General features: G+C 64.0%; 15 protein-coding genes. 6 read left to right on the top strand and 9 right to left on the bottom strand.

Going from position 1 to position 18,854, the window contains the following annotated elements; genetic code table 11:
* Positions 1-20: 20 nt before the first annotated feature.
* Positions 21-1,916 (top strand): GGDEF domain-containing response regulator, encoded by a 1,896-nt coding sequence (locus tag SUTH_RS14800; RefSeq protein ID WP_070099352.1) that lies wholly within the window; start codon positions 21-23, stop codon positions 1,914-1,916.
* Positions 1,917-1,995: 79 nt separating this feature from the next.
* On the opposite strand, the gene SUTH_RS14795 is transcribed toward SUTH_RS14800, so the two are convergent.
* The 5 genes from SUTH_RS14795 to SUTH_RS14775 form a co-directional block, all read right to left on the bottom strand.
* Positions 1,996-3,618 carry an NAD(P)-binding protein gene (locus tag SUTH_RS14795; RefSeq protein ID WP_041100326.1) on the bottom strand — a complete coding sequence of 541 codons (1,623 nt, stop codon included), beginning with the start codon at positions 3,616-3,618 and terminating at the stop codon, positions 1,996-1,998.
* A 2-nt stretch (positions 3,619-3,620) separates the two neighbouring features.
* Positions 3,621-4,634, bottom strand: coding sequence for a thiamine pyrophosphate-dependent enzyme (locus SUTH_RS14790; protein ID WP_041100324.1), 1,014 nt, complete (start codon positions 4,632-4,634; stop codon positions 3,621-3,623).
* Between the two features lie 128 nt (positions 4,635-4,762).
* The gene (locus SUTH_RS14785) at positions 4,763-6,670 is read right to left on the bottom strand and encodes a 2-oxoacid:acceptor oxidoreductase family protein (protein ID WP_084207436.1); all 1,908 of its coding nucleotides are present in this window, start codon (positions 6,668-6,670) and stop codon (positions 4,763-4,765) included.
* Positions 6,671-6,848: 178 nt separating this feature from the next.
* Positions 6,849-7,313 (bottom strand): cache domain-containing protein, encoded by a 465-nt coding sequence (locus SUTH_RS14780; RefSeq protein ID WP_041100322.1) that lies wholly within the window; start codon positions 7,311-7,313, stop codon positions 6,849-6,851.
* A 52-nt stretch (positions 7,314-7,365) separates the two neighbouring features.
* On the bottom strand, positions 7,366-8,985 hold the full coding sequence (locus tag SUTH_RS14775; RefSeq protein WP_084207435.1) for a methyl-accepting chemotaxis protein: 1,620 nt from the start codon (positions 8,983-8,985) through the stop codon (positions 7,366-7,368).
* A gap of 268 nt (positions 8,986-9,253) precedes the next feature.
* On the opposite strand from SUTH_RS14775, the gene aroG reads away from it, so the two are divergent.
* Genes aroG through SUTH_RS14755 form a run of 4 tightly spaced genes read left to right on the top strand, consistent with a single transcriptional unit; the run spans position 9,254 to position 13,256 of the window.
* The gene (aroG, locus tag SUTH_RS14770) at positions 9,254-10,321 is read left to right on the top strand and encodes a 3-deoxy-7-phosphoheptulonate synthase AroG (protein WP_041100320.1); all 1,068 of its coding nucleotides are present in this window, start codon (positions 9,254-9,256) and stop codon (positions 10,319-10,321) included.
* A 9-nt stretch (positions 10,322-10,330) separates the two neighbouring features.
* Positions 10,331-11,845, top strand: coding sequence for an ArnT family glycosyltransferase (locus SUTH_RS14765; RefSeq protein WP_052473683.1), 1,515 nt, complete (start codon positions 10,331-10,333; stop codon positions 11,843-11,845).
* Positions 11,833-12,729: a decaprenyl-phosphate phosphoribosyltransferase gene (locus SUTH_RS14760; RefSeq protein WP_231851025.1), complete on the top strand. Its 897-nt coding sequence runs from the start codon at positions 11,833-11,835 to the stop codon at positions 12,727-12,729. Before SUTH_RS14765 ends, SUTH_RS14760 begins: the two co-directional genes overlap by 13 nt.
* Positions 12,726-13,256: a cyclic nucleotide-binding domain-containing protein gene (locus SUTH_RS14755; RefSeq protein WP_052473682.1), complete on the top strand. Its 531-nt coding sequence runs from the start codon at positions 12,726-12,728 to the stop codon at positions 13,254-13,256. The genes SUTH_RS14760 and SUTH_RS14755 overlap by 4 nt, the downstream gene beginning before the upstream one ends.
* A 14-nt stretch (positions 13,257-13,270) precedes the next feature.
* Here the strand turns inward: SUTH_RS14755 and SUTH_RS14750 are convergent, their stop codons facing one another.
* The 4 genes from SUTH_RS14750 to SUTH_RS14735 all read right to left on the bottom strand — a co-directional run bounded on the left by SUTH_RS14750 (position 13,271) and on the right by SUTH_RS14735 (position 16,548).
* A complete protein-coding gene (locus tag SUTH_RS14750; RefSeq protein ID WP_041100316.1) occupies positions 13,271-13,885 on the bottom strand; it encodes an FmdE family protein in 615 nt (204 codons plus the stop codon).
* Between the two features lie 6 nt (positions 13,886-13,891).
* Positions 13,892-14,143 (bottom strand): DUF2249 domain-containing protein, encoded by a 252-nt coding sequence (locus SUTH_RS14745; protein ID WP_041100315.1) that lies wholly within the window; start codon positions 14,141-14,143, stop codon positions 13,892-13,894.
* A gap of 138 nt (positions 14,144-14,281) precedes the next feature.
* Positions 14,282-15,964: a sensor domain-containing diguanylate cyclase gene (locus tag SUTH_RS14740; RefSeq protein WP_041100314.1), complete on the bottom strand. Its 1,683-nt coding sequence runs from the start codon at positions 15,962-15,964 to the stop codon at positions 14,282-14,284.
* Positions 15,965-15,996: 32 nt separating this feature from the next.
* A complete protein-coding gene (locus SUTH_RS14735) occupies positions 15,997-16,548 on the bottom strand; it encodes a cob(I)yrinic acid a,c-diamide adenosyltransferase (RefSeq protein WP_041100312.1) in 552 nt (183 codons plus the stop codon).
* 140 nt (positions 16,549-16,688) lie between these two features.
* Between SUTH_RS14735 and SUTH_RS14730 the strand changes: the two genes are divergently transcribed.
* On the top strand, positions 16,689-18,839 hold the full coding sequence (locus SUTH_RS14730) for a SulP family inorganic anion transporter (protein WP_070099351.1): 2,151 nt from the start codon (positions 16,689-16,691) through the stop codon (positions 18,837-18,839).
* The last annotated feature ends 15 nt before the right edge of the window (positions 18,840-18,854 follow it).

The raw sequence follows: 18,854 nt of genomic DNA, 5'->3' as shown, positions 1-18,854 counted from the left end.
CAACATGTAAGCAGATGCATATGAATATGGTCAAAGCCGATTTGCTGGCTAGCATCAGGTCGTCCCCCGACCTGCCGTCCCCGAATGAATTTGCCCGGCGCGTCATTCGCTTGACGCAGGACGACAAGGTTTCCTATGCACTGCTCGAAGAAACGATCCGGGTTGATCCCGCTTTTGTCGCGCGGCTGATCAAGCTTGCAAATTCCGCCTGGCAGGGTAGCGGTGGACGTCCCGTGGTATCGGTCAAAGGCGCCCTGCAGATTCTCGGGCTTCCCGCCATCCGCAACCTGGCGCTGGGATTCTCGCTGTTGTCCGGATACCGCAAAGGCCCCTGTCCGCAATTCGACTACCAGGGATTCTGGTCGAGGTCATTGGCGCTGGCGCTGGCGTTTCAGGCCATTTCAAGCCGGGCACGGGCTGCACCCAGCGATGAAGCCTTCAGTGTCGGGCTTCTGGTCAATATCGGCGCGCTGGCGCTGGCCACGGTTTTCCCGGAACCATACGGACACATCCTCGCCCAGGCGACGCTGGCGAACAAGGGGAAACTCGCCGAGCTTGAAATTGCGCGTTTTGGCTGCCACCAGTGGGAGCTCGGCGCCGAGCTCCTGACCGGATGGGGGCTGCCGAAAATATACGTCGACCCGGTGTGCTTTCACCAGCATCCGGAAGCGGACCTGTCCCCCGTCGGCAGCCGTCCCTATGTCCTGACGCGGGGACTGGCCCTGGCCGCGACAATTGCGGATCTCCTGCTCGATCCGGCCAGCCGGACTCCGGAAAAGGTCCTCGAACTCTACCGGCATGGTGCCCGCGTATCCCTGGAATCGGCCGAGCTGGTCGCATTGGGCAAGCAGGTCGCCACTGACTGGCATGAATGGGCAAATTCCTTCGGGCTGCGCACCAGCACTGCTTTCGACTTCTCCTGGGTCGAACAGGTTGCAGCCGACGCCACGCTCCTCTCGCAATCGGCACCGGAAGATCCGGCCTCATTGCGGGTGTTGCTGGTCGATGACGAACGTTCTTCCCGGATGTATCTGAAGCAGGTCTTGCAGGAAGCCGGCTATAAGGTAATGGAAGCAGAAAATGGACGACAGGCCCTTGCCGCCGCACTGGAGAACCCTCCCGACATCGTCGTGACGGATTGGGTGATGCCGGTGATGGACGGCATCGACATGATCAAGCAGCTGCGCAAGACGCCGACGGGCGCCGCGCAATACATCCTCGTGATCACCGCCCAGACGGACGAGGATCATCTGGTCCAGGCCTTCGATGCCGGAACCAACGACTTCATTCCCAAGCCGGTCACGCCACGGGTTCTTCTTGCCAGGCTCAAAGCCGGCGCGCGAAGCATTCACTTGCAGCGCGAGACGGAAAAGAACTACAGGGAGTTGCAGGACATTGCCGCGGAATTATCCGAAAGCAATCGCCGTTTGCAGGAAATGTCGGTAACCGATGTTCTTACCGGCTGCCCGAATCGGCGCTACGCACTGGAGCGGCTGCAACAGGAGTGGTCGGGCTCCACGCGGCGCCAGCATCCCTTGTCCTGCCTGGTGGTCGATATCGACTGGTTCAAGGAGATCAACGACCTCTACGGGCATGATCGCGGCGACCAGGTGCTCAGGCAGGTCTCGGAGACCCTGCGAGCGGGCGTGCGCACGCAGGATGTCGTCTGCCGGGTCGGCGGCGACGAGTTCTGGGTGATCTGCCCGGATGCCGACCGGGTGGCGGCAGCGGCCTGCGGCCAGCGTCTCTGTGACGCGATCAACAAGCTGGCCATCGATGCGGGCGACAAGCGATGCGGAATCAGTGTCGGGGTCGCCCAGCGCTCGGAGAGCATGGCCGACCCGCAGAGCCTGATCAACGCCGCCGACCACAACCTGTATCAGGCGAAGCGTGAAGGGCGCGGGCGGGTCAAGTAATCCCGGTCGCCGATCGGCAAGCCGGGCTTGAACGAGCGGCGGCGCGACAATCCGATTTCCCCGTCGCTGCTACCCGCACTCAGTTTTCCTCCGCCACCATCCTGATTGCGCCGCAGGGACACTCGGTGGCGCAGATGCCGCAGCCCTTGCAGTAGTCGAGGTTGAACTTGAAGCGCTTGCCGGGGCCGAGCTTGATCACGGCGTTGTCGGGGCAGACGCCGTAGCAGTTGTCGCACTCGAAGCAGTTGCCGCAGGACATGCAACGGCGCGCCTCGAACAGCGCATTGCTTTCGTCCAGCCCGCCCAGCACTTCCTCGAAGGTGGACTGGCGGCGGATGATGTCGAGTACCGGGCGCATGGTCTTCGGCGCGTCGGAGTAGTACCAGGCATTCATGCGCTCGACCGTGGCGATCTCGGGCTTGGGCGGCGGCGCGTAGGTTTCGCCGCGCAGCCAGGCGTCGATCGCGCGCGCGGCCTTCTTGCCGTGGCCGACGGCGACGGTGACGGTACGCTCGTTGCCGGCCATGTCGCCGCCGGCAAAGACGCCGGGGTGGCCGGTCATCATGCCGGCGTCGACCCGGATCAGGCCGTTGTCAACCACCAGACCCGGCACGTTCTCGAGCAGCGCGAGGTCGGCATCCTGGCCCAGCGCCAGCACCACGGAGTCGGCCTCGATGCGCTCGAATTCGCCGGTCGGCTGCGGAAAGCCCTTGTCGTCGAGCGCCATCTTCTCGACCATGATGTCGGACTCGCCGGCTTCCTTGATGGTCGACAGCCACTTGATCGAGATGCCTTCCTGCAACGCCTCTTCGACTTCGAAGTCGTGCGCCGGCATCTTGTCTCGGGTGCGGCGGTAGACAATGATCGCCTCTTCGGCGCCGAGGCGCTTGGCGGTGCGCGCGACGTCGATCGCGGTGTTGCCGCCGCCATAGACCACGACCTTGCGGCCCAGCATCGGCGCGTCGTGGCCTTCCATGCCGCGCAGAACGGCAACCGCGTCGAGCACCTTGTTGGCATCGCCGGCGGGGATGTAGGCGCGCTTGGCGATGTGGGCGCCGACGCCGAGGAAGACGGCGTCAAAGCCGTCCTTCATTGCCTGCTGGACGTCGGTGACCTTGGTCCGCAACTGGATTTCGACGCCGAAGTCGAGCAGGCGCTGGATCTCGGCGTCGAGCACTTCGCGCGGCAGGCGGTACTTGGGGATGCCGAAGCGCATCATGCCGCCCGCGAGCGGCGCCGCTTCGTAGATCACGGCCTTGTGGCCCATGCGCGTCAGCTGGTAGGCGGCGGAAAGGCCGGCCGGGCCGGAGCCGACCACCAGCACGCGCTTGCCCGTGGCGGCGGCCGGCGCATCGAACTTCCAGCCGCGCTTGATCGCCTCGTCGCCGAGGAAGCGCTCGACCGAGTTGATGCCGACGGCGGAATCGACGTGCTGGCGGTTGCAGGCGCCTTCGCAGGGGTGGTAGCAGACGCGGCCCATGATCGCCGGCAGCGGATTGTTCCCGGTCAGCGAGCGCCAGGCTTTTTCATAATCGCCGCTCTCGGCGTGGAACAGCCAGCCCTGGATGTTCTCGCCGGCGGGGCAGGTGGCGTTGCAGGGCGGCAGGCGGTCGACATACTCGGGGCGGAAGGTGCGCCACGATCCGGTGTGGTTGGCCAGCGAGGAACCCGGATCGAGGGTGATGGCAAAGGGCTTGTCCATGATCAGCGGCTCCCTTCCGCGAACAGTCCGTAGCGCTTGATGTTGCGATCGGCCTGCGCCTGCAGCTGGGCAATCACCTCCACCCGCGGCTGCTTGCCGAACAGGTGGGCATAGCGTTTTTGCGGCCGCAGATACTCTTCCACCGGCAGCGGCCGCCGTATCGCCAGCACCGACTTTATGTCGCCGTGTTCGGCCTCGAACACCGGGAAGATGCCGGTCTCTTTTGCCAGCCGCGCCATCTTGATGGTGTCGTGCGAGGCCGTGCCCCAGCCCAGCGGGCAGGGCACCAGGATGTGGATGTAGCGTGCGCCGCGGATTTCCATGGCGCGCCGCACCTTGGCTTCGAGGTCGCGCAAGTCGGCCACCGTGGCGGTGGCGACGTAGGGAATGTCGTGCGCCATGGCGATCGCCGGCAGGAACTTGCCCTGGCCGAAGACGTTGCCGGGATCGTCGCCGACCGCCGGCGTGGTCGACGTGCGCGCCGCCGCCGGCGTGGCCGAGGAGCGCTGGACGCCGGTGTTCATGTAGCCGCCGTTGTCGTAGCAGATGTAGAGCACGTCGTCGTTGCGTTCGAACATGCCGGAGAGGCAGCCGAAGCCGATGTCGGTGGTGCCGCCGTCGCCGCCCTGGGCGACGACGCGGATGTCGCGCCGCTCACCCTTCTGCCGCTTGATCTTGATTGCGGCGGCGATGCCTGTGGCCACCGCCGCCGTGTTGCCGAATAGCGAGTGAATCCACGGCACCTGCCAGGAGGTTTCCGGATAAGGCGTGGAAAACACCTCGAGGCAGCCGGTGGCGTTGGCACAGATCAGGCGGCCGTTGGTCGCCTCCATTACGGCATCGATGGCGTAGCGAGCGCCCAGCGCCTCGCCGCAGCCCTGGCAGGCGCGGTGGCCGGAGTTGATCGAGTTGTAGCGCTTCACCTGCGACTGCACGCTGCGTTCTTCCGGCGGCAGCAGGCGGTTGCCGACGGTGAAGGTGCCGGTCTGGTAGAACTTGACGGGTTGGAAGCTCATGTCGCCTCCGCAGGACCGCCCCAAGGGGGCGACGAGTCAGAAGAATGGAAGCCGCGCAGCGGCTGAACAAACGTCACCCCTGCCCATGGGGCGGGGGTTGGGGGGTGGGGGACCATATATTCTCCCTCCTAGTAGTTGCGCGCGGCGACGACGCCGACGTCGCGCAGCAGGTTCTCGGCCACCGGGCCGGAGCGGCGGTGCGCCTTCTCGCGTTCGAGCTGTTTGTTCACGATGTTCCAGTCGAGGTCGAGGAAGGTCAGATTGTCGAGCGCGTCCTGCTCGGCCTGGCGGAACAGGGCATGCAGCGACTTCTTGGTGATGGCGCGGCCGCCGAGGCCGGCGACCACGGTGTAGCCGTGCATGTGCAGGCCCGACAGCGCCATGCGCACATTGGTCGACAGGATGCCGCCCAAGCCGACGGCCATGCTCTTTTCCAGCACCACCACGCGCTTGGCATTCTGCAAGCCTTCGCGCACGCGCGCCAGCGGGAAGGGGCGGAACAGCGTTAGCCCAAGCACGCCGATCTTGTGCCCTGCCTCGCGCATCTCGTCGATCACGTCCTTGATGGTGCCGAGCACCGAGCCCATGGCGACGATGATGGTTTCGGCATCCTCGGTGCGGTAGGTGTGCGTCAGTCCGCCGGAATCGCGGCCGAACACGGCCTTGAACTCGGCCGCGTAGGAGGGAATCAGCTCCAGCGCCTCCATCTGCTTGGCATGGGCGAGGTAGCGCACTTCCATGAAGGCCTCGGGGCCGACCATGGCGCCGATCGATACCGGCTCGCTCGGGTCGAGCACCTGGCGCGGCTCGTATTGCGGCAGGTAGGCGTCGACCTGTTCCTGCGTCGGCATGTCCACGCGTTCGTAGGCATGGGTCAGGATGAAGCCGTCCATGCAGACCATCACCGGCAGGCTTAGCTCCTCGGCGAGGCGGAAGGCCTGGATGTGCAGGTCGAGCGCCTCCTGGTTGGTTTCGGCGAACAGTTGCAGCCAGCCCGAATCGCGCTGCGAAAGCGCGTCGGAATGGTCGTTCCAGATGTTGATCGGCGAGCCGATGGCGCGGTTGGCCACGGTCATGACGATCGGCAGGCCGAGGCCGGAGGCGTTGTAGACCGCCTCGGCCATGAACAGCAGGCCCTGCGAGGCTGTCGCCGTGTAGCTGCGTGCCCCGGCGGCCGATGAGCCGATGGCCACCGACATGGCGGCGAACTCGGATTCGACGTTGATGAACTCGCAGGGGCTGAGCGTGCCATCCTTGACCATCTCGCCGAGCGCCTCGACGATGTGGGTCTGCGGCGAAATCGGGTAGGCGCAGATCACCTCGGGCCGGCACAGGGCGACGGCTTCGGCGACGGCGCGGCTGCCTTCCATTTGCTTAAGCATGATTGATGCCCCCACGCTCGTAAAACCAACTCGCTGCCCCCCCGTGGGGGGCTTGCCTCCTTGGGGCTGCCCGGCGGAGGCAATTGCCTCCTGCATTTCGGCCTTGACGATCGCGTAGGCCTCGCGCGCCGCGGCGACGTTGCCCTCGGCGACCTTGCCGGAAAAACGTTCCTCGATCGCCTTGATCACCGATTCGAGTTGCAGCACGCCCGCCACCGCGGCGAAGCCGCCCAATAGCGGCACGTTGGGTACCGGCCGGCCGACGTGTTTCAGCGCCAGTTCCATCGCCGGCACCGTGCATAGCCGCTCGTGGCGCCATTCGCGGAGGAAATCGCCGAGCCCGAGCTGGTCGAAGGTCTTGCTGGTATTGATCAGGATGAAGCCGTTCTTCTTGAGACCGGCGAAGACGTCGACCTGGTGCAGCAGGGTCGGGTCCTGGATGATGATCGCATCGGGCTCCATGATCGGCTCGCGCAGGCGGATTTCCTTGTCGTCGATGCGACAGAAGGCCACCACGGGTGCCCCGGTTCGCTCGGAACCGAAGCTGGGGAAGGCCTGCGCGTGGCGCCCTTCGTCGAAGGCGGCGACCGAAAGCATCTCTGCCGCCGTCACCACGCCCTGACCGCCGCGCCCGTGAATTCGAACCTGGAACATGATCCCCCCTTTGTTCGCATAAGACCCGCTTCAGGAGGAATCGTATCCCGTGCGGCATCGCTTGGGAAGCAGGATTTCCGGCGCACCCGGCACTTATTCAGTCGTAAATGAAAACGGGCAGCCATGGCTGCCCGTCCTTTCCTGCATTGCCGCGCGACATCGGCGGCCGGTGTCGAGGCTACTTCTTGTAGGCGCCGACGCCGATGATGCCCTCGAAGCCTGGGACGCGGGCGACGTAACTGGTTTTCGGCGCCATTTTTTTGGTTTGCGGATCGGTGAAGGAATAGTCAACCGTGCCCGTCCCCTTCATCCCCACGGTAATCATTTCCTTGATGAAAAACTTGCCGTCCGGGTCCTTCAACTCGATCAGGCTCTTGCCCAGCAGACCCTTGTTGGCACCATGGGCGACCGTGGTGCCATCGGTCTTGACGACGAAAACGTAGAGATCCTTGTTTTGCCACTTGCCGTCCTTCTCGGTGAAGTCGGCAAAGGCTTTTTCGGTGCCGACTGCCTTGATGTGCGCCAGTCCCTTTTCGACAAGAGCCTTGGCTTCGTCGATCGAGCCTCGTTCCTGCGCAAACGCAAGGGTGGTCGAAGCGAGAAGCGCAAGCGCGGCGGTACGAACGAATGTTGCGAGTTTCATGGGTGATTCCTCCGTTACGGGTTGGGGGTGCGACGAATGAATGATGGGCAGGCTAGCGCCTGAAGCGTCCGACCAGGGATTGCAGCGCGTTCGCCATGCCGTTCAGGCCTTGTGCCAGGCCATGGCTGTTGGTGGCGGCGGCGTTGTTTTCCTCGCCCATCTGGGCGATGCGCTCGACGTTCTGCGCGATCTGGGTGCTGGCGTTGGTCTGTTCCTTGGTCGCATGCGAAAGCTCCACCAGGCTGGCGACGGCGGCCGACGAGCATCCCTGCAGCTCCTCAAGGGGGGCCTGCAGCTCCTTGATCATCTTGACGCCGATCTCCACCTGCTCGCTGGCCTGGCCCATTTGTGACACCGCGGTGTTGGTCTGGGCCTGGATGGCATCGATCATGGTCTTGATTTCGTTGGTCGATTGCCCGGTGCGCTCGGCGAGCTTGCGCACCTCGTCGGCGACCACCGCGAAGCCGCGACCCTGTTCGCCGGCGCGGGCAGCTTCGATGGCCGCGTTCAATGCCAGCAGATTGGTCTGGTCCGCAATTTCGCGAATCACGTTGGCAATCTGGCTGATTTGCTGCGAACTGGTCTGCAGCTCATGAATGGAGTGCGACGTGGTGGTGACGCTATCGGCGATCTTGCCGATCTCGGCGGCGGCGCCATCGACCAGCTGCTTGCCGCTTTGGGCAATCCGGGCGGTTTGTTCCGCGATGCCGCGCGCCTGGTCGGCATTGTCGGCGACCTGGGCGATACTGACGGTCAACTGCTCGACGGCGGCGGCGGTGCTCGATACCGAGTCGCTTTGCTGGGAGGAGGAATGCCGGATGCCTTCGGCCGCCGTCGACATGCCCTTGGCCGAGCCATGCAATTCCTGGGCGCTGCCGGCAATCGCGCCGATCACCTCGCGCAGGCTGTTCTGCATGCCTTGCAGCGCGGCGATCAACTGGCCGAGTTCGTCCCGATCGGTGTTGGCCGGTATGGACGACGTCAGGTCGCCTTCCGCGATGCGCTCGGCGACCGCGGTGGCCTTGCCGACGCGGCCGGCGATGCTGCGCGCCAGAACGACGCCGAAGCCGAGGGAGATCGCGACGGCGGCCAGCAAGGCGGCGATGGAAACCATCATCGCCTGTTTGTAACTGGCTGCGGCGCGCTCCGCGGCCTCCTTGCCGAGGCGCTCCTCGGTCTTTACCAGCTCTTCGGTGAGCTGGCTGAGTTGCTTGAAGTTGTCGTCGGCGTTCTGCATGCCGGTCATGCCGGTATTGACGTCGATCGCCAGCAGATCGAGCGCGGTGAATACGCTCTTGCGATATTTGACGAGAAGCTCGGTGATCTGTTTTGCCTGCTGCTTCTCGACATCGAGAAGCCCCGGTTCGACCGCCCATTCATTGAAGTCGGCGATGAACTTGTCGGCGCTCGCCACCAGCGCCTTGCTGTCGGCGGCAATCTTCTTCTCGTCGAGCGATCCGGCCCAGGTCATGAGCCGATAGATGCGGGCCTGGGTGTCGAGTGCCCCGGTCTTGACTTCGGTGGCGACCCGGAAATGGTCGCTGCGGGTGCTGGTCATTTCCTCAACCGCGTTGTTCAGCGTGCGCATCGAGCTGAAGCCGACGCCGCTCAGAACCAGCATGAATACGATAGAAATCGCGGGCGCAATGAGAATTCGCTGCAATAGATTCATGGTGCTTTCACTCCCTTGGCCTGCTGCTGATTGAGGCGCGCCACACCACCGGAGGCTGGCTCTCAATCTAGTGAATTGCGGAAAATACCGAATACCTAAAAGGATTACAGAATACCCTGCGCATAAGTAGAATATTGTATCACGATTAAATTTGATGATGGGAATCTGTACACGTTGAATCGACTTGCCCTGCGTCAATTCCTTTCTGGACCAGGCGCGGACCTTCTCTCCGGTAAAATCATGCCTTTACCCGCATTCAGGCTGAACCATGAAGCACATTACCGACGACGTCCGCATCCGCGAGATCAAGGAACTATCGCCACCGGGACACATCCTGCGCGAGTTTCCCACCACCGACAAGGCGGCGGAGACGACCTACGAGGCCCGTCAGGCAGTGCATCGCGTCCTGCATGGCGCCGACGGCCGGCTGGTGGTGGTGGTCGGCCCCTGCTCGATCCACGATTACGATGCGGCGATGGAGTATGCGCGCAGGCTGCGCCAGGAAGCGGCGCGCTTCGCCGACGACCTGCTGATCCTGATGCGGGTGTATTTCGAGAAGCCGCGCACCACCGTGGGCTGGAAGGGCCTGATCAACGATCCGCGCATGGATGGCAGCTTCCGCATCAACGACGGCCTGCGCCTGGCGCGCAAGCTCCTGTGGGAAATCAACGAACTCGGCCTGCCCTGCGGCACCGAATTCCTCGACACCATCACGCCGCAATACACGGCGGACCTGATCAGCTGGGGCGCGATCGGCGCCCGCACCACGGAGTCGCAGGTGCATCGCGAACTGGCCTCGGGCCTGTCCTGTCCGGTCGGCTTCAAGAACGGCACCGACGGCAACATCAGGATCGCGGTCGATGCGATCAAGGCCGCGGCCAGCCCGCATCATTTCCTCTCGGTGACCAAGGCAGGGCACTCGGCCATCGTTTCGACCAACGGCAACGAGGACTGCCACGTCATCCTGCGCGGCGGCAAGACCACCAACTACGATGCCGCATCGGTCGATGCGGCATGTACCGAGCTGGGCAAGGCCGGCCTCGCGGCGCGCGTGATGATCGATTTTTCGCATGCCAACAGCAGCAAGCAGTTCAAGCGCCAGATCGACGTGGCGCGCGACGTCGGCGCGCAGATGGCGGCCGGCGACGACCGCATCTTCGGCGTCATGATCGAGTCGCACCTCAATGAAGGCCGCCAGGACCTGGCGCCCGGCAAGCCGCTCGAATACGGCGTTTCCGTAACCGACGCCTGCCTCGGCTGGGATGACACGGTGCTTGCGCTGGACATCCTCGCCAAGGCGGTGAAGGCACGCCGCGTCGCCCTGGCCGAAAAGTAAGCAGCAAGCATGACCGGTCGCCTGTTCGTCGCGCTGCTGGTCGTTACGCTGGTTTTCCGCTTCTGGCTGGCGGCGGCATTTCCGATCACGGGTGACGAAGCCTATTTCATCTGGTGGGGCTGGAAGCCCGATTGGGGTTTCTACGACCATCCGCCGATGATCGGCTGGTTGTTTTCAGCGTTGATGGCGGTGGGTGACGCGGAATGGTGGCTGCGCCTGCCCGCCATCCTGCAGCCGGCGGTGCTTGCGCTGGCCGTGTATTGGGCGCTGCCGCGACTGTTTTCCGGAGTGGGCGAGGAGCGCCGCTGGTGGACGGCCACGCTGGTGCTGCTGGCGCCGGTGAATGTCTGGAACGTGTTCATCACCACCGACGCGCCGCTGGCCTGGTTCAGCGTCTTCTCCGGCCTGGCCTGGATTCGCGCTTCTCGCGACGATGCGCCACGCTGGTATTTGCTGGCCGGCGTATTGCTGGCCGGGGCGGTTCTGTCCAAGTACTTCGCGGCGATCCTCGGTTTTGCCTATCTGGTGGATGTGCTGCGGCGCCGTACGCCGGGCGCGTGGACGGGACTCGCCATCGCCTATGCCTGCACGCTGCCGGCGCTGGCCCTGATGGCGTGGTGGAACAGCGGCAACTGCTGGCCGAACTACATGTTCAATTTCGTCAATCGCCACGGCGATGCCGGCTGGTCGATCAGGACGCCGCTGCTGTATGCGGTGACGCTGGTCTATGTGCTGGGGCCGCCGGTGCTGTGGCTGGCGTGGCGGGAGCGCGCGGATCGCCGTCCCGCCAGCGCCGACTTATCATTGCCTGTGGCGTTGAGCACCCTCGCCTGGCTGCCCTTCCTGCTCTTCGCCGTCCTCTCGCTGGTCAAGCAGATCGGCCTGCACTGGGTGCTCTCCTTCGTCCCCTTCACCCTGATCTGGCTGGCCCTGCGCCTGAACCCGGTCAGCCTGCGCCGGCTCGGCCTGTTCTTCGCCGGCTTTGCCACGCTGCACATCGCCGGCATTCTGATCGTGTCCCGCATGCCGCTGGAAACCTGGCAGAAAACCCGGCTCTACGATGGCATCGTGCTGAGTTTCGAACATCAGGCGATCGCCCGCGAGTTGCAGCCTTACAGAAAGGATTGGGTGCTGGCGATGGACGGCTATTCGAATGCCGTGACGCTGGGCTACAACCTGCGCCAATACGTGATCGTCTTCGGCGAGGCGTCGAGCCACGCCCGGCACGACGATCTGGTGACCGATTTCCGCACGCTGGCGGGGCGCAACATCCTGATCCTGAGGAAGTCCGAGCCGAAGCTCGACGACTACCGCAAGTATTTCCGCGAGGTTGGCGTCGACAGCTTCGAGATCCGCGGCGCGCGCTTCTGGCGCGTGAAAGGCGAGGGCTTCGACTACCCGGCCTACCGCGATGGCGTGCTGGCCGGGGCGCGGCGGAAGTACTATGCGATTCCGGCCTGGTTGCCGCAAACTGCCTGCTACATGTGCGATCGATATTTTCCGGGGGAAGCATGCCGTCGATGACGATGCCGCTGTTGCGTTTGCTTCGTCCGCACCAGTGGCTCAAGAACGGCTTTGTCTTCGTCGGGCTGCTGTTCGGCCATGCCTGGACCGATCCGGTCAAGCTGGGCCAGGCGCTGGCGGCCTTTGCCGCCTTCTGCCTGCTGGCCTCCGCCGTATATGTGATGAACGACCTGATCGACCGCGAGCAGGATCGCCTGCATCCGAAAAAGAAGAAACGACCGCTGGCGGCGGGCACGGTGAGCGGCCCGGCCGCCCTGAGCCTTGCCGCGGTGTGCCTGCTGGCCGGCGGCACCATCGCCTGGCAGTTCGCCGGCTCGGCGCCGTGGATATTCTTCGCCTATGTCGCGCTCAACATCGGCTACAGCTTCGGCCTCAAGCACGTCGTCATCCTCGATGTGTTCATCATTGCCGCGGGCTTCATGTTGCGCATCCTGGCCGGCACCCTGGGCCTCGGCATCGCCCCTTCGCAGTGGCTGCTGCTGTGCGGCCTGATGCTGACGCTGTTCCTCGGCTTCGCCAAGCGTCGCGCCGAACTCAACGCCCTGCTGGCCGACAGCGCCGGCCATCGGCGCGTGCTGGAACACTACACGGCGCCCATGCTCGACCAGTTCATCGGCATCGCCGCCGCCGGCACGGTCATTTCGTATGCGCTGTATACGGTCAGCGCGGAAACCGTTGCGCTGCACGGCACGCGTGCCCTGATCGCGACCGTACCCTTCGTGCTCTACGGCATGCTGCGCTACCTGTGGCGGCTGCACCGGCAGGGTGGCGGCGGCGATCCGGCGCAGGAACTGCTGACCGATCCCCACCTTCTGGCGGCGACGGCCGGCTGGCTGCTGCTGGTCCTTGCCCTGCTGGGCGGGGCTATAATGCCAAGGCCATGAGTTCAATCGACCATATTCCGGATGTCGAGTTTCTCGGCGATGCCATGCCCTTCGTCGGCCGCATCCGCGAGATCATCGAGGCCATCCAGCTGTTCGAGGATTTTGAGCCGGACGAGCTGGAAGGCCTGGCCCGTTACATGCGTTGCTACCGCGCTCCTTTGGGCACCGAGATCATCCGCGAGGGCGACGACGGCGATTTCATGCTGCTGCTGCTGGATGGCAGCGTCGAGATCGTCAAGAAGGACGTGCGCGGCCTGGCGCAAATCATGGGCAGCGCCGGTCCGGGCAAGACCCTGGGCGAGATGTCGCTGATCGACGGCGAGCCGCGTTTTGCCAGCTGCGTTGCGCTCGAAACCGTCGAGATCGCCGTGCTTGATCGTGAAAGCCTGTCGCGCATCATTGCCGAAGAGCCGCGCATCGGCGTCAAGCTGATGATGGAATTGCTGATGCTGCTCAATCAGCGCTTGCGCAGCGTCAGCGCGCAGTTGCTGGACTGCATGGAGGCGCGGCGCTCGCGGATTCGCTAGCCAGTCGCTTTGTTTTACGCCCGGACAGGGTGCACCGGAAACACCTCTTCATCGTCGCCGTGGTCGAGCAGCAGCGCTCGCACCCGCGCCTGCCAGTTCTCGCGGAATTCGGAGGCTTCCTGCGGCGTGGCGCTGCCGTCGAGGCACTTCTGCATCAATTCGGGCGTCCGCGGCGCAAAGGGAACGCCTTGCAGATGTGCGGAGACATCGACGGCCTGACCGGTATCGACCCGCGTGAAGCGGATTTCCTCGGCGACATCGGCGGAAAAGTAGAGCAGCTTGCGCCGGTCGAAGCGTCCGCCGATGCCCTTGAAGCCGGTGTCGTGAGTGGCGCCGGTGAGCATGGCGACCACGTTGGCGATCACCCCGGTGACGCCCGACAAGCGATCCTGATGGAACTCGACGCGTATGCCGCCACGTTCCGGCAGCGAGCCGGGATACAGGCTCGCCAGCCCCTTCAGGGTCATCCAGTAGGCGGCGGCGACGGTGGGGCAGGAGTGGCCGGCCAGCTTGACCGCATCGACATAGTGGTACTCGATACGGCCGCCTTCCGCCGCGCCAAGGAATTCGGCCAGCGGGTCATGGACGGTCAGGCTGCGCACAGCGCCATAGAAGGCCGGCGTCTGCATCGTGCGTTACTGCTTCTTGACGAAGTCGATGACGATCTGGCCCGGCTCGCGCTGCTTGTAGGTGATCTCGACCGCGGCGCCATAGCGCTGCGCAAGCTGGTCGAGCAATGGCAGGGGGTCGTGGTCATTGACGAAACGCATGGTTTCGCCGGCGCGCAACGCATCCAGCGCACCGAAGATGGCGGCATGGCGAAAGCGCTTGGCAATGCCGCGCGCGTCGAAGGGATAGATCGAATCGGGAGAGAGATGGATGTGCATGGCAAATTTTCCGATGGGTCAAAAATGTCAATTATGGATGCTCGACACTTTCTGGAAATTGATGCAAATCATTTATAAATCAAAAACTTAAAACCATACTGAAAAAGTAGGCTTTAGGGTTTGCGTGATCGCTGGCGCCTAGCCGCCCTCTGCGATACAGACGCGGTTGCGTCCGCCGCGTTTGGCGGCATACACCGCACCGTCGGCGCGCTCGATGACTGCTTCAAGCGCGATGTTCTCCGACGGCAACAAGGTCGTCACGCCAAAGCTGGCAGTTATTTGCAGGGACGGTTGCGCTTCCAGGCCGGTATCGATCGATTTGCCTTCCAGCGCACGACGCAGTTTTTCCGCGACCATCGCGCCTTCCGCCGCATTGGCGTCCGAGAGCAGGACAAGAAATTCTTCGCCGCCGAAACGCGCCACCAGGTCGATCGGACGCAGATGGCTGGCAAGCAGGTTGGCAACCGCTTTCAGGCAGATGTCGCCGACGATGTGGCCCCAAACGTCGTTTACCTGCTTGAAGTGATCGACATCGACCAGTATCAGCGTCAGCGGCAGCCCGAGTCGCGCCTGGCGCAGGCGTTCGAGTTCGTAGCGATCCTGGAACTTGCGGCGGTTGGCCAGGCCGGTGAGCGTGTCATGCAGGGCGATCTGTTCCAGCTCCTGCCGCGCCAGGGTGATTTCGGTGACGTCGACATCGACGCCGCGATAGCCCATGTAGCGTCCGCTCGGGTCGAAGACGGGCCGGGCGCTGGTGGATAGCCAGACCGTGGCGCCGGACATGTGTCGCGCTTCCACCACCAGGCGTTCGACCGGTTCGCGCGCCTTCATGCGCTGCGCCACTTCGCCGCTGGTGTCGCTACCGGCATGGAGCATGGCCGCACGCGGCAGGCCGAGCAGATTCTGCTCGGCAAAACCGAGGATGTGCTCGACGCCCTGCAAATGGGTGTAGTTGCCTTCGGCGTCCGTCTCCCAGATATAGGTGGGGGAAAAATTGATGGCGTCGCTCATCATGTTCTTGACGCGACGCAGGGCTTCTTCGTTGCGGATGCGGTCGGTGATGTCGGTGTAGGTGGTGACGAAGCCGGCCACCTTGCCGTCGATCTGCATGTCACGCCCTTCGATTTCGAGAGTGCGGCCATCGGCCCGCGTGCGTTCGAGCCGGTGCGGCTCGAACTTCATCGCCAGCGCCACGGTATCGCGTGCCTTCTGCACCGGATCGACATCGCCGTACTCGCCGCGCTCCGCATTCTTGCGGATCACTTCTTCAAAGGGAACGCCCGGGTAAAGCACGCCTTCCGGCAGGTTCAGCAGATTCTCGAAACGCTTGTTCCACAATTCGACACCGAGTTTTTCGTTGACCACGGTAACTCCCTGCGGCAGCGAGTTGAGTACCGTGTCGAGGTAGGTGGAGTAACGCTGCGCTTCCTGCTCGGCGCGTTTGCGATCGGTGATGTCGGTGTAGATGCTGACCCAGCCGCCGCTGGGGAGGGGGGCGCCGCGTATTTCGAGCACCGCGCCATTCGGCCGCTGCCGCTCGAACACATGCGGCTGCATGCCGCGCGCCCTTTCGCAGACCTGGTCGGCGATTACTTGCGGATCGCCTTCGCCATACTCGCCGCGCCCGGCATTGAACAAGGCGAGTTCACGCAGCGTCGGCAATCCATCGTCGAACAGCGAGTCGGGAAATTCGAGCATGGTGCGGAATATCCGGTTGCACACCACCATCTGCTGGTCGGCGTTGAACATGGTGATTCCGCTTGGCAGGAAGTTGATGATCGTCTGCAACGTGTCCTGGTAGCCGATGCCTGGCTGGTTCATGCTCCCCCCTTAGTTGTCCCGCCGCCCTTGTATCAGGCATTCCGGCCTTTTTGCCACAGCACGTCGCCGCCGCCGGCGGCCTTGTTGAGCCAGCGGCCGAGGACGAAGAGCAGATCGGAGAGGCGGTTCAGATATTGCCGTCCGGCGTCGGAGACGGCCTCATCCGCAGCCAGGGCAACCGTGACGCGCTCGGCGCGGCGGCAGACGGTGCGCGCCAGATGGGCGAGCGCGGCGGCGCGGCTGCCGCCTGGCAGGATGAATTCCTTGAGCGGGCCCAGGTCGGCGTTGTAGTGGTCGATCGCGGCTTCCAGCCGCGCCGGCTGCGTGGCCTTGAGCAGGGCCGAACCGGGAATGCACAGTTCGCCGCCGAGATCGAAGAGATCGTGCTGGATGCCGGTGAAGAGTTCGCGCACATCGGCGGGCAGTTCCTCGCAGAGGATCACGCCGATCAGCGAATTCAGTTCATCCACATCGCCCATCGCGGCGATGCGAGCGGAGTTCTTGGCGGTGCGCGAACCGTCGCCGAGGCCGGTGGTGCCGGCATCGCCGGTGCGGGTGTAGATTTTGGAGAGTCGGTGTCCCATGGTGGCAGGCCGATATGCAGTGCTGATTGAAATATAAAAAATGTATCCATCCACTCGCGGAGCGGGCGTTTATGATTGCGCATCTTACCGTTGTCGGCGCGGATCGGTCCGTGGCGGCTGCGCAATTGCCTGTCACGTCCATGGCTCCGCATTCCATCCTACGTCGTTTTTTCCCGTTCCTGCGCTGGCTTCCCTATTCAACGGGAAACTTTCGGGCCGACTTTCTTGCCGGGCTGACCGTGGCGCTGGTGCTGGTGCCGCAGTCGATGGCTTATGCCCAGCTCGCCGGCCTGCCGGCCTACTACGGGCTCTACGCGGCCTTCCTGCCGGTGATGGTGGCGGCGCTGTGGGGCTCGTCGAACCAGCTTGGTACCGGGCCGGTGGCGGTGGTCTCGCTGCTGACCGCCTCCGCGCTGACGCCGCTGGCGGCTTCCGGTTCGGATGCCTTCATCGCCCTGGCCATCATGCTGGCCCTGCTGGTCGGCCTCGTCCAGCTGGTGCTCGGCGTATTCAAGCTCGGCGTCATCGTGAACTTTCTGTCCCATCCGGTCATCGTCGGCTTTACCAATGCCGCCGCCATGATCATCGGCCTGTCGCAGATCAACAAGCTGATCGGGGTGCCGATGGGCCGTTCGGAGCACTTCATCGAGGACATCTGGGGCGTGGCCAAACTGGTGGGCGATACCCACCTGCCAACCCTGGCCATGGGCGTTGCGGCGATCGCCATCATGTGGGTCATTCGCAAGAAGGCGCCGAAACTGCCGGGCGTACTGATCGCCGTGGCGGTGACGACCACGGCGTCGTGGCTGATCGGCTTCGAGCGCAATGCCGTCGCCACCATCGAGCAGGTGGCGGAACCGGAAGCCCGGGCCTTGCTCACCGAGTTCGTGCGTACCGAAGCCCGCATCAAGGAAATCAACGACCAGATCGGCGTCAAGGCAGCCGAACTGACCCGTTTGCGCAAGGATCGCGGCGAGTTGTCGCACGAAGTGGTGACGCTCAAGTACGAAGTGGATTTGTTGCGGCTCCAGATCAAGGACCGCGAGGACGAGAATCGCCGCCGCAACCGGGCAATTCGCAGTTTTGTCTTCGAGCGCGTCGCGGCTCCCGACGGTCAGGCACATGAGCTCTACGCCGAAGGCAGGGTGCCGGCGGGCAAGGTTGCTGACGGTCATCGCTGGCGCATCGCCCGTGCGGCCCAGGGCAACATGAAGCTCACCGGCGGCGGCGAGGTGGTGGGCCGGGTACCGGAAGGCCTGCCGTCCATCGGCGTGCCGAAGATGTCGTGGGACATGCTCGGCAGCCTGCTTTCCGCCGCGATCGTGATTTCCCTGGTGGGCTTCATGGAAGCCATTTCCATCGCCAAGGCGATCGCCGCCAAGACCAAGCAGAAGATCGATCCCAACCAGGAACTCATCGGCCAGGGCCTGGCCAACATTGTCGGTGCCGCCACGCAGTCCTTCCCGGTTTCCGGTTCCTTCTCGCGTTCTGCCGTGAACATCAATGCCGGGGCGATGACCGGCATGTCTTCGGTATTCACCGGCCTTTTCGTGCTGCTGACGCTGCTGTTCCTGACGCCGCTGCTCTACCATCTGCCACAGGCGGTGCTGGCGGCGGTGATCATCATGGCGGTGATCGGGCTGATCAACTTCGACGCCGTCAAGCACGCCTGGAAGGCCAGCCGGCACGACGGCATTGCCGCGGTGGCCACCTTCGTCGCCACCCTGGCGTTCGCGCCGCATCTCGACACCGGCATCCTGATCGGCGCCGGACTCGCCATCGGCCTCTATCTGTATCGCACCATGTCGCCGCGCACGGTCATTCTCGGACGCCATCCCGACGGCACGCTGCGCGATATCCGGGTGCACAATCTGCCGCCATCGCAAGTCGTCACCGCCGTGCGCTTCGACGGCCGCCTGTATTTCGCCAACGTGGCGTTTTTCGAGGATGCGATTCTTGAAGCCGTGGCCAACAATCCGCAGGCACCCTATCTGCTGATCGTCGGTGACGGCATCAATGAACTCGACGCTTCGGGCGAAGAGGTGATCCACCACATCGTCGAGCGCATGCGCGGCAACGGTGTCGTGGTCCTCTTTGCCGGACTGAAAAAGCAGGTGCTGGATGTCATGCAGGCCACCGGCCTGCACGACACCATCGGCGAACAGAGTTTCTTCGCCACGGCGGAGCGGGCGCTGGAAAGAATCTATTCGCGCGAGGAGCACCTGGATACCGCCGATGGCTTGCGGCCGGTTGCGGTGCCTGCCCCCGTGGCCGAGCAGCGCTTTGGCTGATGGCGGAATGATGTC

This window comes from Sulfuritalea hydrogenivorans sk43H (genome assembly GCF_000828635.1).
GTDB classification, from domain to species: domain Bacteria; phylum Pseudomonadota; class Gammaproteobacteria; order Burkholderiales; family Rhodocyclaceae; genus Sulfuritalea; species Sulfuritalea hydrogenivorans.
Note: the sequence above shows the minus strand (reverse complement) of the source record. Positions and strands in the feature narration are given on the sequence as shown.